Origin of the sequence: Paramagnetospirillum caucaseum (assembly GCF_000342045.1) — a bacterium.
Classification (GTDB): Bacteria; Pseudomonadota; Alphaproteobacteria; order Rhodospirillales; family Magnetospirillaceae; genus Phaeospirillum; species Phaeospirillum caucaseum.
In genome coordinates this window covers 152,243-167,390 of the sequence record NZ_AONQ01000001.1, presented here as the reverse complement: position 1 = coordinate 167,390, position 15,148 = coordinate 152,243, and the positions used below count along the sequence as shown (strand labels likewise).

Here is a 15,148-nt window from a genome sequence, read left to right as displayed (position 1 = left end):
CCTTGGGCCGGATCATGTCCGCACCTTGTCCTTGAGTCCAGTCAGGGCCTTGCGGCCCAGCAGCAGCACCACCGCCGGGGTGACCAGGGTGTCCAGCAGGGTCGACGACAGCAGGCCGCCGAAGATCACCACCGCCACCGGGTGAAGGATCTCCTTGCCCGGCTCGCCCCCGGCCACCACCAGGGGCAGCAGCGCCAGGGCGGCCACCAGGGCGGTCATCAGCACCGGGGTCAGGCGTTCCAGCGAACCGCGGATGATCATGGCGGGGCCGAATTCCTCGCCCTCGTGGCGCATCAGGTGGATGTAGTGGGTGATCTTCATGATGCCATTCCTGGACGCGATGCCGGCCAGGGTGACGAAGCCCACCATACCCGCCACCGACAGCGGCAGGCCGGACAGCCACAGGGCGCCGACGCTGCCCACCAGGGCCATGGGGATGTTGGCCATGATCACCAGGGCCAGCACGCCCGAGCGGAAATGGGCATGCAGCAGGGCGAAGATGGCGGCCAGCGACACCAGGGCCAGAAGGCCGATCAGCCGCGCCGCCTCCTGCCGGCTCTTGAACTGGCCCTCATAGGCGATGGCATAGCCGGGCGGCAGCGTCATGCCGTCCAGGCCGGCCTGGATCTCCTCCATGATGGCCCCCAGGTCGCGGCCCTGGGAATTGGCGAACACCACCACCCGGCGGCGCAGGTTGTCGCGGTTGATCAGGTTGGGGCCCTGGGTCTCCACCACCTCGGCCACCAGGGCGAGCGGCACCTTGCCCGCCGGAGTGTCCACCAGGATCTGGCGGAAGTCCGAGGTCTGGCTGCGCCAGTCCTCGGCCAGGCGCAGCACCAGGTTGGTGCTGCGTTCGCCGTCCCTGACCTGCGACACCACCTTGCCCTGCAGCGCCGCCTCCAGGGTCTCGGTCAACTGGCCGAGGCCCAGGCCGTATTTGCGCGCCTCGGCCCGGTCCAGGCGGATCTGCACCTGGGGGATGAGGACCAGCTTCTCGACCTGCAGGTCGGCGACGCCCTTGACCTTCTGCATGCGGTCCCTGGCCTCGGCCGCCAGACTCCGCAGGGTATCCAGGTCGTCGCCGAAGATCTTGACGGCGATCTCGGCCCGCACGCCGGACAGCAGGTGGTCGAGGCGGTGCGAGATGGGCTGGCCGATATTGATGCCGATGCCGGGAATCTGGGCCAGCCGGGCCCTGATATCGCCCAGGATGACGTCGCGCGGCCGCTCCGACGGGTGCAAATCCACGTCGATTTCCGAGGTATGGACGCCCTCGGCGTGCTCGTCCAGTTCGGCCCGCCCGGTCCGCCGTCCGGTGGAGATCGTTTCCGGCACCTGGGCGATCAGCCGCTCGGCGATGGTGCCGATGCGGTTGGATTCCGACAGCGAGGTGCCGGGAGGCAGCGTCACCGACACCATGACGGTGCCCTCGTTGAAGGCGGGCAGGAAGCTGCGGCCCAGCAACGGCACCGAGGCCGCCGCCGCGATCATCAGGGCCAGCGCCGGGACGATCACCGCCCGGGGATTGGCGAACGACCACTCCAGCAGCCGGCGGTCCCAGGCCTTGAGGCGGCGGACCAGGACGGAATCACCGTGGCCGATGACCTTGGCCCGGGGCAGCAGCAGCAGCGACAGCACCGGCGTCACGGTCAGCGACACCACCAGCGAGGCCAGGATCGACACCACGTAGGCGATGCCCAGCGGCGCGAACAGCCGCCCCTCGATCCCCGACAGGGCGAACAGCGGCAGGAAGGCCAGCACCACCACCATGGTGGCGTGGACGATGGAGTTGCGCACCTCGCTCGATGCGTCGCGCACCACGTCCAGCGCCGGGCGGGGCTCGGCCAGGGCGGCGTTCTCGCGCAGGCGCCGCAGGATGTTCTCCACGTCCACCACGGCGTCGTCCACCAGCTCGCCGATGGCCACCGCCAGGCCGCCCAGGGTCATGGTGTTGATGGAGAGGTTCAGCGCCTGGAACACCAGGGCGGCCACCACCATGGACAGCGGGATGGCGGTCAGGCTGATGACGGTGGTGCGCATGTTCATCAGGAAGGCGAACAGCACGATGGCCACCAGCACGGCGCCGTCGCGCAGGGCCTCGGCCACGTTGGCCACCGCCCGACGGATGAAGTCGGCCTGACGGAACAGCACGCGGTCAGCCTCGATGTCGGGCGGCAGGGTGCGGCCGATCTCGGCCAGGGCGGCCTCGACCTTTTCGGTGAGCTGGACCGTGTCGGCGCCGGGCTGCTTATGCACCGCCAGGATCACCGCCGGCCGGGCGTCGATGGCGGCGTCGCCGCGTTTCGGGCCGGCGCCGATCCGTACCTCGGCCACCTGCTCGACGGTGACGGGGGCGTTGTTGCGCCACGCCACCACGGTATTGCGCAAATCGTCCAGATCGGTGGTCTGGCCCATGTTGCGGATCAGGAATTCCGCCGAGCGCTGCTCGAGGAAGCCGCCGGTGGTGTTACGGGCGAAGCCGGCCAGGGCCTTCTCCACGTCGGCATAGCCCAGCCCCAGGGCCGACATCCGGGACGGCGAGACCAGCACCTGGATCTGCCGCACCTCGCCGCCCATGGGGATCACCTGGGCGATACCGGGAATGGACAGCAGGCGGGGGCGCAGCACCCAATCGGCCAGGGAGCGCAGTTCCATGGGCGGCGTGGCGCCGGCCTTGGAGCGCACGCCGACCAGCATGATCTCGCCCATGATCGAACTGACCGGCCCCATGACAGGATTGATGCCGGCGGGCAGCAGATCGCGGGAGGACGCCAGCCGCTCGGCCACCAGCTGGCGGTTGCGGTAGATGTCGGTGCCCCAGTCGAACTCCACGAAGACGATGGCGAGGCCGACGGCGGAGTTGGAGCGCACCCGCACCACGCCGGGAGCGCCGTTCATGGCGGTCTCGATATGGCGGGTGACCAGGGTCTCCGTCTCCTCGGGGGCGAGGCCCGCCGCCTCGGTCATGATGGTGACGGTGGGGCGGTTGAGATCGGGAAAGATGTCGATGGGCAGGCGCGAGATCACCAGGGCGCCGTAGACGGTCAGCGCCAGGGCGGCGGCCAGGACGAACAGCCGGTGACGCAGGCTGAGCGAGATGATGGCATCGAACATGGCCGTTACCTCAGTGCCTTGAGTTGCTCGACGCCCTGGATCACCACCTTTTCGCCGGCCCTGACGCCCTCGATCTCGGCCAGGGGGCCGACCACCCGCTCCACCCGAATCGGGCGGGCCTCGAAGGTCTCGGGGGCGGTGCGCACGAACACCACCTGACGGCCACCGAATTCGGCGATGGCGGCGCGCGGCACCGCCATGCGCAGCCTTGTGGCGCCGGTGGCCAGGAAGACGTCCACCGGCATGCCGATGCGCAAGGACGGCCCCTGGGCCTCGGGCACCGCGAAGACGGCGTGCACCCCCTGGTCCAGGGCGTCGACCCTGGGGCTGACTCCCAGCAGGGTCAGCGGCACCGCCTGGTCGGGCAGCAGCCTGGTGGCGGCGGTGGCGGCGCCGATGCGCGGCGCCAGCGCCAGATCGTGGACCACCGCCTCGACCCGCACGCGGGCGGGATCGACGATCTCGATCATCGCCCGGTCCACCGTCACCACCTCGCCGGGGACCACATGCACGTCGGTGACCACCCCGTCGACGGGAGCGCGCACCAGCTCGCGGCCCAGGGCGGTGCCCAACAGCTGGCTGCGCTCGCGTCGCAACTGGTCCAGGCGGGTGCGGGTGTCCTCCACCAGCTTGACCGCCACCAGACCCTTCAGCGCCGCCTGCCGGGCCGCTTCGCGTTCGGTGATGGCGATGTCGCTTTCCACCCGGTAGAGGGCGGCGCGCTTGTCCGAGCGCTCCAGGCTGGACAGCGTCGGCTCCAGCACGGCGATCACCTGGCCGCGCTTGACGCTCTGGCCGGGGACGGGTAGGGGGAATTCCGGGTCGGAGACGATGCGGGCCGGCTGTGACGGCTGGACCCTGGCGAAACCGGCGGGGTCGGGGACCACCCGGCCCACCACCCGGACGGTCTCGGCGGAATCGGCGGATTCCACCTTCTGGGTGCGGATGCCCAGCAGGAACTGGGTGGGCTTGGCCATCACCAGCCGGGCGCCGGGCTGGGCGGCGGGCGCCTCGGCCGGGGCGGCGTGGTCGTGGCCCTCGTGGGCGCGGGCGGTGGGAATCGCCAGCACCAGCAGCAGCATGGCGGCCCCCGCCCGACGGCGGCCGAGCCACCAGGCCCCGATCACCAGGACGGCGCCGATGGCGGCGCCGCCCGCCCAATGGCGCCAATGCTCCTCCGGGGCCGGCGAGGCGGCGGGCGGCGGCAGGGGCGCGACGCCCTGGGCCAGCAGCAGGTCGTCGCGCCCCTCGGCGCCGATCACCAGGGTGAGATCTGTCCCGGCGGCGGGCGGAATCCAGGCCAGGACATAGGCCCCCGGCCCCCCGGCGGGTTCCGCCTTGCCGGTCCAGCCTCCGGCCTCGGCGTCGATGGCGGCGCCGGCCACCGGGGCGTTGCTGTCCAGGTCGGCGAGGTAGAGCAGGGTGCGCCCGTCGCTGCCGGGCACCAGAACCACCTGGAAGACCTCGCCTTCGGCGCCGATGCCGATATTGGGAGTGACGGGCTGGGCCAGGACGGATGGGATCAGCGCGGCCCACAGGGTCAGCGCCAGGAAACGTGCAAGCATGGGAGATCATCCCCGAAACGGTGAATCCGGACAGAGTTCAGGCGAGGGGATTCAGAGTCGGGGCGGCTCGGCCGGGGGGCCGGTCAGCGCCTGGGTCACCAGACGGGCCGGCGCGGCGGCCTGGGGCGGGGCCAGGGTGAAGGCCAGCGGCGAGGCCTCGGCCATCAGGGGCAGGGCGGCGGATGCCGAGCCGCAGCCCGGGGTCAGGCACAGGCAATCCGGGCAGCCATGCCCGGCGGGAATATGCCCGGCGGCGGGACGGCTTTGCTCGGCCGCCTGCTCGTGGCAGGGGGCGGCATGGGCGCCGTCATGGTGGTGCATCCCCTCGCCGGCCTGGGCGCCGCCGCTCCACAGCACAGCCGCCGCCACCAGCAGCAATGCCGGCAGGCCGAGTCTGAGCAGGCGGGAGAGGACGTCGCGCATGGGGGCACTATGAGGGAAAAGACGGGGCCGGGGCAAGGGGATCCATATGCTTCGGTATATGACCTTGGATATTCGGGGCGGCGATTTCCATGTTAAGCTGACGAGGTTCGAACAGGTCCGGATTCACGCCATGCCCGATGATCAAGGACACGAGCGGCGGCGCTATCCCCGCTTCCATGGATTGCACCTGATGGCCAATATCGGCGGCAAGCTGGTGCGGGTGGCCGAGATTTCCGCCGGCGGCATGACGCTGGAGGCCGGATTCAAGGTCACCGCCAGCACCTTGCGCTTCACGCTTTATCCCAGCGACAACGGCAAGCTGGACATCAACCACGGCATCGGCGGCGCCTGCTGCCTGGTCCGCGAGGACGAGCGCTTCGTCGCCCTGCGGTTCGAGCCGGCCACCTACCGGCTGGTCAAGTTCATCGCCGAATGCTCCGACACCGGACCGGAAAAGGACTCCTTCCTGGGCAGCTAGAGCATGATGCAGATTTTCTGCGTCATGCTTTAACCCGCCCTCTGCCGCCAGCTGTCGGCCAGATAGAGGCCGATGGCCGCCCAGATGCAGCCGAAGGTGATCAGGTGGTGCAGGCTGGGGCTTTCGCCATAGACCAGCACGGCCAGCAGGAAATGCCCGGTGGGGGCCATGTACTGGAAGAAGCCCAGCGTGGTGTAGCGCAGGCGGGCGGCGGCGGCGGCGAACCACAGCAGCGGCAGGGCGGTGACCGGCCCGCCGGCCAGCAGGGCGGCGGCCAGTTCCGGCGTGCCGCCCAGGAACGGCCCGCCCTCGGCCATCCGCCAGGCCAGGTAGGCCACCGCCACGGGGAACATCAGGCCGGTCTCCACCGCCAGTCCGGTGAGCGGCGATACCGGCAGCTTCTTGCGCAGCAGGCCGTAGAGGCCGAAGGTCCCGGCCAGGGTCAGGGCCGCCCAGGGCGGCGTGCCGGTGGCCACCGCCAGTTCGACGATGCCGGCCAGGGCCAGGGCGACCGCCACCCATTGCAGGGGGCGCAGCCGCTCCTTCAGCACGATGACCCCCAGCGCCACGTTGACCAGGGGGTTGAGGAAATAGCCCATGCTGGCTTCCAGCACGTTGCCTTCGCCCACCACCCGGATGAACACCAGCCAGTTGACGCTGATGCATAGCGTCGAGGCGGCAAGCACCAGCAGCCGCCGCCACGAGGCCAGCAGGACCAGGACCTCGCCCCAGCGCCGGGTCCAGCTCAGCATGATGGCGACGGCCAGCAGCGACCAGATCACCCGGTGGGCCAGGACGTCGGCGGGCGGCACGGCGGCCACCAGCTTCCAGAAGGCGGGGAACAGCCCCCAGGTGCCGTAACAGGCCAGGGCGAAGAAAACGCCCCGGCGATGCTCCGCGCTCATGGCGGGGGGGCCGAGAGTGCGGCCGGGACGGCCGCGCTCCAAGGACTTGGGCGGTCATCGGAGCGCGGGCATCCTGCCCGCACGACTCCCGTCAATCCGCGACCAGGGCCTCGTCCGGGTCCTCGGCCCAGTCGTTGTCCGGCTTGGGGGTTCGGGCTATCCATTTTTCCAGTTCCGCCACATGTTCTTCTTCTTCCTCGGCCATCTCGGCGGCCAGGGCGCGGACCTCGGCATCGTCGCTGCCGGCCGCTTCGTCGGCGTAGAAGCGGTGGCCCCGCTTCTCGTTGTCCAGGGCGAAGTCCAGGGCGTGCCAGGCGGTCATCATGTAATGGGCGGCGCCGGGGGTGCCCACCTCGGGCGGCTCGGGGGTGTTCCAGCGGTACTGCCAGGATTTCAGCCTGGGCAGGTCATGCCCCGCCGCGCGCGAGGCCACCGACGCGCCGTGCAGGCGCGAGAACTTGGCCATCTGGCGGAACAGTTCGGCCACTTCCTGATTGTTGTGGACTTCCATGGTGTCGGCCAGTTCGTCGTAACGATCCGCCGCTTCGTTCTCCATGGCCAGGGCATGGGCCAGGAACAGGGCTACCTTGGTGGTCATGGGCAGTGTCCTCCTGCTTCAACCGAGGCGACGGGTGGCGGCGGCGCCTCTCCGATACCAGGAGTATGCCCCATGACTGGACCCTCGGCCATGCCCCTTCCGCAGGTGGGGACATGACCGAAAGGTCAGGTTGTTTCCTGGGCTTGCCGTCCCTTGAGTTAGCGGGATTCCCGGCCTTTGAGGTAGAAGGCCACCGCCTGGGCGCGGTTGCCGACGCCCAGCTTGTCGTAGAGGTTCTTCAGGTGGAACTTCACGGTGTTGAGCGAGATGTCCAATTGGCCGGCCATCTGCTGGTTGGTCAGCCCGCCGGCCAGGGCGGCCAGCAACTCGCGCTCGCGCGGCGTCAGGCCGGCCAGCGGGTCGCTGGCCAGGGACGAGACGTCGATGAAGGGGAACACCATGCGCCCGGCGGCGACGGCGATGATGGTGTCCAGCAATTGTTCGGGCGGCTCGCGCTTGGAGCAGAATCCGGCGGCGCCCAGCGTCATGGCCTGGCGCGGCACGTCGGGATTGGGGCTGCCGGTATAGACGATCAGCCGGGGCGCATCGACGCGGGCCCGCAGGGTCTGCAACACGCCGCGCCCGTCCAGGTAGGGCATCTCCCACCCGATGACCCCGACGTCGAACGGGGTTTTGTCCACGACTTCGATGAAGCGTTCGCCGTCGCTGGTCACGGCGGCGACGGCGAAACGGTCGTCGCCCGAGAACAGCTTGATCAGGCTGCTTTGAAGCAGCGGGTTCTTTTCCGCGATAACGATGGTGATCGGTCGGCTCTGCTGCACGGCCATTGATCCTGATCCTTCCCCCAGGCGCCCCTCGGTCGAGCCCGTAATCCAGCCCTCAGACCCCGCCTTCCTGAGGCCGTGATCTTACCGTTTGTGGGAAAAACCGCAAACCTTGATCGCAGGTTACCCACACTTTTCCTACACCACGGCGGGGGGCGGGGACCATCCTGCCGCTTCCCGCCCATTCCACGCCCCGCCGCGCCAAACAAAAAGGCCGGCGGCCCGAGAGGGTGCCGGCCTTCTGGATAGAGCTTTGGTCTAGGCCTGCTCGGCCCAGGCGCGGGCGTCGAACTTGCCCAGGTCGCCATCGACGGCGGGAGCGGCCGGAATCTCGGCCGGCACGGCGGCCCTGGCTTCGACGATTGTGGGGGCGGCGACGATTGCGGGCGTTTCCATGGCGGGGGTCTGGACGGCCGGCTCGGCCTTGCGGGCGGGGGCGGCGACGGCGGGCTCGGCGGCCTTCGCCTTGGCCGGAGCCTCGCCGCGCAGCGAGGCCTGCATCACGGCGCTGCCGGGACGGTACACGAAGCCCTGGGTCTTGTAGACGCGGCTGCCGTATTCGCGGGAGGGCTGGTACCAGACGCGGACTTCGCTCCAATCGTTCTTGGGCGACACGTCCAGCACCGGGACCGCCTTGGTCACCTTGCCGCGCCCGGCGGTGCGGGATGGCGCCCAGTTGGCGTGATCCACCAGCAGAACCCGGCTGCCGGCGCTGCCGCGCACCACCGCCACATGGCCGTGGGACATCTTACCCTGGCGCTTGAACACCAGGACGGCGCCGGTCTTGGGGGCGTTGCCCCGGTCATAGACGCCCTGGGCGGCTTCCCACCACTTCCAGGCATCTCCCTTGAGATTGAGGCCGGTAACTTCGCGGGCGTAAGTCACGCATTGCAGGGTGGCATTCGCTTCGAACGGCAGGGCCAGGAATAGTGCCGCCGCGAGCAGGATGATCACTTTCCGCACCGGTCTCCCTCCCTCCGGTTATTGATGAAGTCGATTGTGTCTATGTGAAAAGCCGATGGCAACCTGATTCGACGTCATATCTCTATAACTTTGAAACAAATTGAAACAATGCATCCGGAATACAGGGTTGCCTGCGGGACTTCCGGTCGGGGCGGCGCTCGGGCTATGATCCCGGCGGAACCTGGAGCCCGACGGAACCTGGAGGACGAGCGAGTGAAGCGGATACTGATTTCGGCCCTGGCGGCCGGATTGGCCCTGGCCCCGGCGGCCGGGGCGGCGGAACGCCGGACTCTGGTCATCGCCGGCGGAGAGGTCACCGGCTATTACTTTCCCGTGGCCGGCGCGCTGTGCCGGGTCATCAACAAGGACCATCCCCTGGGTCTGGGCTGCGCCGTGATGCCCAGTTCCGGCTCGGCGGCCAATCTGGCGGCGCTGAAATCCGGTGACGCCGATCTGGCGCTGGTCCAGTCCCGCGCCGCCAGGATGGCGTCGATCGGCGCCGAGGGGTTCAAGGAATCCGGCCCCATGGCCGATTTGCGCGCCGTCATGGCCCTGCACGGCGAGGTATCGGTGGTGGTGGCGCGGCCGGGATCGGGCATCGAGCATCTGGGCGACCTCAAGGGCAAGCGGGTCAATTTGGGGCGGCCCGGCTCGTTCCAGCGCAGCATGGCCGAGATGGTGATCGACGCCTCGGGGCTGTCCCAGGGCGATTTGTCGGTTCTGGTCGAACTGGACCTGGCCGAGCAGGCTGCCGAACTGTGCCAGGGCAATATCGACGCGGCGGTGTTCACCGGCATCCATCCCATGCCCGAGGTCCAGGTGGCGGTGGAGGAATGCGGTGCCTCGCTGGTGCAGATCCGCTCCAAATCCATGGATTCCTTCTTCAAGAAGGTGCCGTGGGCGGCGCGCTTCGCCGTCAGGAGCGGCACCTATGACGGCCAGAAGGAGGATGTGGCGGCCATCGGGCTGAAGACCCTGCTGGTGACGGGCAAGCTGTCCGCCGACGAGGTGGCGGCCGTCGCCAAGACCGTTTGGGCCAATTTTGGCGCCTTCACCCGCCTGCATCCGGCGCTGAAGGGCCTGTCCAAGGCGGAAGCCAGAAGCGATGGCATCCCCATCCCCATGCATGACGGAGTCGAAAAGGCTCCGGCGGAGCGCTGAGCCATGGTCGCCGGGACGCCCGGGCTGGTGGCCTGCATTTCCGGGCGCGGCGAGCTGTTGCGCGCCAGGGCTGCGGGGGAGCGTCTGGCCCTCCTGGCCGCCGGGCTGGACGGTGATCCGGTCTCGCTGCTGACCCGGGGCCAGGACCTCGAGGCGTTCCGCCACTATCCCGCCGGCGACGCCTACGATCTGGCGTCCCACGCCCAGTTCTACTACCACAGCCACCGCGACGGCGAATTCGGCCACATTCATCTGTTCCAGCGTCCGCGCGGCATGTCGCGCGGATTGCGGCCCGCCGTGGCGGCGGGGGAGGCCGACGCGCCCTGCCATCTGATCGCCGTGGGGTTCGGAGTGCGGGGCGAGGCGGTAGAACTGTTCACCACCAACCGCTGGGTGACCGGCGAGGCGTGGTATCGGGCCGAGGCGGTCAAGGCCATGGTCGCCGGCCTGCGGCTTGCGCCGTCCGGCCCCATGGCGCCGGTGGCGGAATGGCTGGCGGCGCTGGTCGCCTTCTACCGCCCGTTGATCGAGGTGCTGGTCGACGAGCGCGACCGGGCGGTGGAGGCCTGGCGGCAGGCCCATCCCGGCCGCGACGAGTTGAACGACGAGCGCCTTGAGATCACCTCGTCGCGGGTCATCGACCCGGCGGCCGATCTGGCGGGGCTGGTTTCTTAAAAACAACGCCGCCGCCCTCTTGCGAAGGCGGCGGCGCCGGAACCCGAAAGCCGTGAAGTCTTACTTCACGGTCTTCAGATAGGCGATGACGGCGGCCAGGTCTTCGGGCTTCTTGATGCCGGCGAAGGCCATCTTGTTGCCGGGGACCGAGCCCTTGGGGTCGGACAGGTACTTGGTCAGACCGGCGTCGTCCCAGGTCAGGCCCGAGTTCTTCATGGCGTCGGAATACTTGAAGGCCGGCTCGCCGCCGGCCTTGCGGCCGTAGACGCCGGACAGGCTGGGGCCGACGCCGTTCTTGCCGGCTTCGACCTTGTGGCAGGCCTTGCACTGGTTGAAAGCGGCCGGGGCCTCCTGGGCGGAAGCGGCAAACGGGGCGGCGAGGAGGGCGGCTCCGAGGACGAGGCCCAGCTTCTTGGTGTTGAGCATCAGAATCTCCAATTGCGCAGATATGGATGAGTGGCGCGATGCGTCCCTTATCCCCTAGGATTGTGTCGATTTCAAGAGGCTCAGGGCTGCCTTTGGTCTAAAGTTTGGCGGCGCGATCGTATAAGTACGAAAAATGCATGATTTACCCATCGAGGCGGTGATCCCCGAAATCCGGGCCGCCCTGGCCCGATCCCACGGCCTGGTGCTGCAGGCCCCGCCGGGGGCGGGCAAGACCACCCGCGTGCCGCTCGCCCTGCTGGACGAGCCCTGGCTGGCGGGAAACCGCATCCTGATGCTGGAGCCCCGGCGTCTGGCGGCGCGGGCCGCCGCCACCCGTATGGCCGCCACCCTGGCCGAGCCGCCGGGGGAAACGGTGGGCTGGCGCATCCGCTTCGACTCCCGCGTCGGACCCAAAACCCGCATCGAGGTGGTGACCGAGGGCATCCTCAACCGCATGATCCAGGACGATCCGTCCCTGGACGGCGTCGGGCTGGTGATCTTCGACGAGTTCCACGAACGCTCGCTGTTCGCCGATCTCGGCCTCGCCCTGGCCTTGGAGAGCCGCCAGGCCATCCGCGACGACCTGAAGCTGGTGGTGATGTCGGCGACCCTGGACGGCGAGCCGGTGGCCCGCCTGATGGGCGGCGTCCCGGTGGTGACCAGCCGGGGCCGCGCCTTCGACGTCCAGACCCGCTTCCTGGCCCGGCCAGAGCCCCGCGCCTTCCTGGACGCGGTGGCCGCCGCCGTGGCCCGCGCCTTGGACGAGGAAGAGGGGGACGTGCTGGTCTTCCTGCCCGGGGCGGGGGAAATCCGCCGGGTCGAATCCCTGCTGGCCGGGCATCCGGCGGCCAGGGGCGTCCTGCTCGCCCCCCTCTACGGCGACCTGTCGCAGGAGGCCCAGGACGCCGCCATCCGTCCGCGCCGCGACGGCGGACGCAAGGTGGTGCTGGCCACCAGCATCGCCGAGACCTCGCTGACCATCGAGGGGGTGAGGGTGGTGGTGGATTGCGGGCGCATGCGGGCGGCGCGCTTCGACCCCGGTTCGGGTATGACCCGGCTGGTGACGTTGCCGGTGTCCCGCGCCGGGGCCGACCAGCGCCGCGGCCGCGCCGGGCGTCTGGGGCCGGGGGTGTGTTATCGCCTGTGGTCCGAGGCCGACGACCGCGCCCTGTTGCCCTTCACCGCGCCCGAGATGACCGAGGCCGACCTGGCGCCGCTGGCCCTCGACCTCGCCCAATGGGGAGTGGGCGAGGCGGAGACCCTGTCCTGGCTCGATCCGCCGCCCGCCGCCCATCTGGCCCAGGCCCGCGCATTGCTGGGCGAACTGGGGGCGCTGGACGGCACCCTGCGCATCACCGCCCATGGCAAGGCCATGGCCCGCCTCGGCCTGCATCCCCGCCTCGCCCACATGGTGCTGCGGGGGCGCGAGGCGGGGCTGGGCGGGCTGGCGTGCGATCTTGCCGCCCTGCTGGAGGAGCGCGACGTGCTGCGTCCCGGCCGCGATGCCCGCGACGGCGACATCCGTCTGCGCCTCGATGCCCTGCGCGGCGAGGAGCGGGGGCTGCCGGTGGACCGGGGCGCCCTGGCCCGCGCCCGCCAGTCGGCCCGCGACCTGCGCCGCCGCCTGGGGCTCAAGGGCGGCGAACAGGCGGGCGACGGCCGCGATGCCGGGTTGCTGCTGGCCTTCGCCTATCCCGACCGCATCGCCCGCCGCCGGCCGGGGGGTGAACCGCGCTACGCCACGACCGGCGGCGGCGGGGCGGTGTTCGCCTCCCACGAGCCGCTGGCCGCCGAGGAATGGCTGGCTCTGGCCGAGACCGACGGCGACCGCCGCGAGGCGCGCATCTTCCTGGCCGCCCCCCTGACCCTGGCCGGGATCGAGGCGCGGTTCGAGGGCGACATCCGCGCCGAGACGGTGTGTCGCTGGGACGGGCGCGACGAGGTGGTGCAGGCCCGCGCCCGGCGTCTGCTGTGGTCGTTGGTTCTCGAGGACATGCCGCTGAAATCCGCCGATCCGGAGGCGCTGGCCGCCGCCATGGCCGAGGGCGTGCGGCAGATGGGGCTGGCCTGCCTGCCCTGGACGCCGGAACTGGAGCGCCTGTGCCGCCGCGTCGCCTTCGCGCGCGGGCTGGAACCCGATCACGGCTGGCCCGATCTGTCCGGGGCGGCGCTGCTGGCCGGGTTGGAGGAATGGCTGGCGCCCTATCTGGCGGGCATCACGCGGCGCGCCCATCTGGCGCGGCTCGACCTGGGGACGGCGCTTGCCGGCCTGCTGTCGTGGGAACAAAGGAAGCGCCTGGACGAGCTTGCTCCCACCCATATGGAGGTGCCGTCCGGCTCGCGCGTTCCCATCGACTATTCCGGCGAGGTGCCGGTGCTGGCGGTGCGGCTGCAGGAGATGTTCGCCTGCGCCGAGACGCCCAGGATCGGCGGGGGCAAGGTCGCGCTCCTGCTCCACCTGCTGTCGCCGGCGCGGCGCCCGGTGCAGGTGACCCGCGACCTCGCCAGCTTCTGGGCCAACGCCTACAAGCAGGTGAAGGCCGACCTCAAGGGCCAGTACCCCAAGCACTGGTGGCCCGACGACCCCATGCAGGCTGAACCCACGGCGCGGATCAAGCCGCGCAAATAACTACCGCTTCCGCGCCCCCAGCACCGTCGCCAGCATGGTGACGATGAACAGGGCGATGGCCGCCGCATTGCCCATTCCGCCCCACTGGCGCACCGCGTGGATGTCCAGCAGGTCGCCCGCCACCCGCAGCAGCAGCGAGGCGTGCAGAAGGAACAGCGGCAGGTAGAACACCGGCTTGTAGGGCACCGCCACCCGCAGCACGGCGGGCAGGATGACGGGAGCATGGCCGTAGACCATGGCGAAGACGAAGCCGACGAACAGGCAATGCAGGGCGGCGTCGTAGCGCACCCCGGTCTCGCCCGGCGCCAGGCCGGTCATCAGCAGGCCGGCGGCCAGCGACCAGAAATAGCCGGACAGCAGGCAGACCGCCACATAGCGGGTCAGGCCGGGCTGGCGGATGGTGCGTCGCACCACGTCGTTCACCAGCGACCACAGGGTCAGCAGGGCAAGGCCGCCGCCGAACAGCTGCCACGACCAGGACGACGGCACGGCACCGGCCAGCAGCAGGAGCAGCGGCGGAATCAGGGTGGGGGTGCGCCAGCGCCATGGCGGCAGGAAACGGGACAGTTCCAAGCGCTCGCCGGCGATGGTCAGCACCAGGAAGGCGGCCCACGGGGGGACTGCGGCGGCGGCGTCGCCGCTCCACAGCCAGGCCAGATTGCCCGCCGCCCAGGCCAGGCCACCCAGGCCGAGCACCACGGTGAACACCTCGCGCTGACGGCCGATGACGTTCAGGCTCATGGCGACGAAGGTCAGGCTGCCCGCCAGCAACAGGGCGGCTCCGGCCTGCGGCGATCCGGCGATCAGCAGAATGCCGCCCAGCGCGGTGAACAGCGGCGAGCCGTAACCCCAGGGCTTGCCCAGGGCGACGGCGCGCTCCAGCCCGATCACCGTGCCGAAGAAGCCGCAGATCATCAGCGGCCCGTGCGCCAGCGCCAGACCGGCGCCGCCCACCGGCCAGCCCAGGCGGCCCTCGCCGGCGATGATGCCGGCCACCAGGGAGACGGCTCCGGCGATCAGCAGCGGCAGGCGGCGGAGCGTGACGCTCATCAGCCGGGCCAGCCCATGATGGACTTGGCCGAGGCCGACATGCGGCCGGGTTCCCAGAAGGGGGAGTCCAGCACCTCGACGCTCACCGGCACCTCGTCCTTGGCGGCGGCGCGCACCACCCGTTCGGATTCGTCGCTGAGATAGGCGCTTTGCGGGCAGGCCGGCGTGGTCATGATCAGGTCCACATAGATGCCTTCCGGCGCGATGCGGATATTTTCCACCAGCCCCAGGTCGACGATGTTGACGCCCACGTCGGGATCGATGACCTGGCAGAGCGCTTCGCGGATTTCGTCTTCGGTGATCATGGAAGGGTGGCCTTTCTCTTGTCGCCGTCCCGGTCTGGAGCCGGGATGGCGAGGGGAAGATTAGCGGCCGC

The 15,148-nt window shown here is 70.0% G+C and carries 14 protein-coding genes; 4 read left to right on the top strand and 10 right to left on the bottom strand.

What is annotated here, in order from left to right; genetic code table 11:
• Window positions 1-12: 12 nt before the first annotated feature.
• From H261_RS00720 to H261_RS00710, 3 genes are read right to left on the bottom strand one after another with little or no spacing between them, the layout of a single operon-like run.
• Complete coding sequence (locus H261_RS00720) at window positions 13-3,114, bottom strand: efflux RND transporter permease subunit (RefSeq protein WP_008613188.1); 3,102 nt, start codon at window positions 3,112-3,114, stop codon at window positions 13-15.
• 5 nt (window positions 3,115-3,119) lie between these two features.
• Window positions 3,120-4,679 carry an efflux RND transporter periplasmic adaptor subunit gene (locus H261_RS00715; RefSeq protein ID WP_008613186.1) on the bottom strand — a complete coding sequence of 520 codons (1,560 nt, stop codon included), beginning with the start codon at window positions 4,677-4,679 and terminating at the stop codon, window positions 3,120-3,122.
• Between the two features lie 51 nt (window positions 4,680-4,730).
• Window positions 4,731-5,102 carry a hypothetical protein gene (locus H261_RS00710; RefSeq protein WP_008613185.1) on the bottom strand — a complete coding sequence of 124 codons (372 nt, stop codon included), beginning with the start codon at window positions 5,100-5,102 and terminating at the stop codon, window positions 4,731-4,733.
• 130 nt (window positions 5,103-5,232) lie between these two features.
• On the opposite strand from H261_RS00710, the gene H261_RS00705 reads away from it, so the two are divergent.
• Window positions 5,233-5,580 carry a PilZ domain-containing protein gene (locus H261_RS00705; RefSeq protein WP_152426624.1) on the top strand — a complete coding sequence of 116 codons (348 nt, stop codon included), beginning with the start codon at window positions 5,233-5,235 and terminating at the stop codon, window positions 5,578-5,580.
• A gap of 29 nt (window positions 5,581-5,609) precedes the next feature.
• Here H261_RS00705 and rarD read toward each other — a convergent pair whose 3' ends face one another.
• The 4 genes from rarD to H261_RS00685 form a co-directional block, all read right to left on the bottom strand.
• Window positions 5,610-6,485 (bottom strand): EamA family transporter RarD, encoded by an 876-nt coding sequence (gene rarD, locus H261_RS00700; protein ID WP_040475555.1) that lies wholly within the window; start codon window positions 6,483-6,485, stop codon window positions 5,610-5,612.
• Between the two features lie 91 nt (window positions 6,486-6,576).
• Window positions 6,577-7,083 (bottom strand): ferritin-like domain-containing protein, encoded by a 507-nt coding sequence (locus H261_RS00695; RefSeq protein ID WP_008613182.1) that lies wholly within the window; start codon window positions 7,081-7,083, stop codon window positions 6,577-6,579.
• Between the two features lie 158 nt (window positions 7,084-7,241).
• Window positions 7,242-7,871: a LuxR C-terminal-related transcriptional regulator gene (locus tag H261_RS00690; RefSeq protein ID WP_008613181.1), complete on the bottom strand. Its 630-nt coding sequence runs from the start codon at window positions 7,869-7,871 to the stop codon at window positions 7,242-7,244.
• A 255-nt stretch (window positions 7,872-8,126) separates the two neighbouring features.
• The gene (locus H261_RS00685) at window positions 8,127-8,831 is read right to left on the bottom strand and encodes a CHAP domain-containing protein (protein ID WP_040475535.1); all 705 of its coding nucleotides are present in this window, start codon (window positions 8,829-8,831) and stop codon (window positions 8,127-8,129) included.
• A gap of 213 nt (window positions 8,832-9,044) precedes the next feature.
• On the opposite strand from H261_RS00685, the gene H261_RS00680 reads away from it, so the two are divergent.
• Together H261_RS00680 and H261_RS00675 are read left to right on the top strand one after the other, a co-directional pair.
• Window positions 9,045-9,992: a TAXI family TRAP transporter solute-binding subunit gene (locus H261_RS00680; RefSeq protein WP_008613179.1), complete on the top strand. Its 948-nt coding sequence runs from the start codon at window positions 9,045-9,047 to the stop codon at window positions 9,990-9,992.
• A gap of 3 nt (window positions 9,993-9,995) precedes the next feature.
• The gene (locus tag H261_RS00675) at window positions 9,996-10,667 is read left to right on the top strand and encodes a DUF6969 family protein (protein ID WP_008613178.1); all 672 of its coding nucleotides are present in this window, start codon (window positions 9,996-9,998) and stop codon (window positions 10,665-10,667) included.
• Between the two features lie 60 nt (window positions 10,668-10,727).
• Here H261_RS00675 and H261_RS00670 read toward each other — a convergent pair whose 3' ends face one another.
• Window positions 10,728-11,093: a c-type cytochrome gene (locus tag H261_RS00670; RefSeq protein ID WP_008613177.1), complete on the bottom strand. Its 366-nt coding sequence runs from the start codon at window positions 11,091-11,093 to the stop codon at window positions 10,728-10,730.
• A gap of 133 nt (window positions 11,094-11,226) precedes the next feature.
• Here H261_RS00670 and hrpB point away from each other — a divergent pair, with 133 nt between their 5' ends.
• Entirely contained in the window at window positions 11,227-13,722 is a 2,496-nt protein-coding gene (gene hrpB, locus H261_RS00665; RefSeq protein WP_008613176.1) for an ATP-dependent helicase HrpB, read from the top strand.
• Here hrpB and H261_RS00660 read toward each other — a convergent pair whose 3' ends face one another.
• A complete protein-coding gene (locus tag H261_RS00660) occupies window positions 13,723-14,772 on the bottom strand; it encodes a hypothetical protein (RefSeq protein ID WP_008613175.1) in 1,050 nt (349 codons plus the stop codon).
• A complete protein-coding gene (locus H261_RS00655; protein ID WP_008613174.1) occupies window positions 14,772-15,077 on the bottom strand; it encodes a metal-sulfur cluster assembly factor in 306 nt (101 codons plus the stop codon). The genes H261_RS00660 and H261_RS00655 overlap by 1 nt, the downstream gene beginning before the upstream one ends.
• Between the last annotated feature and the right edge of the window lie 71 nt (window positions 15,078-15,148).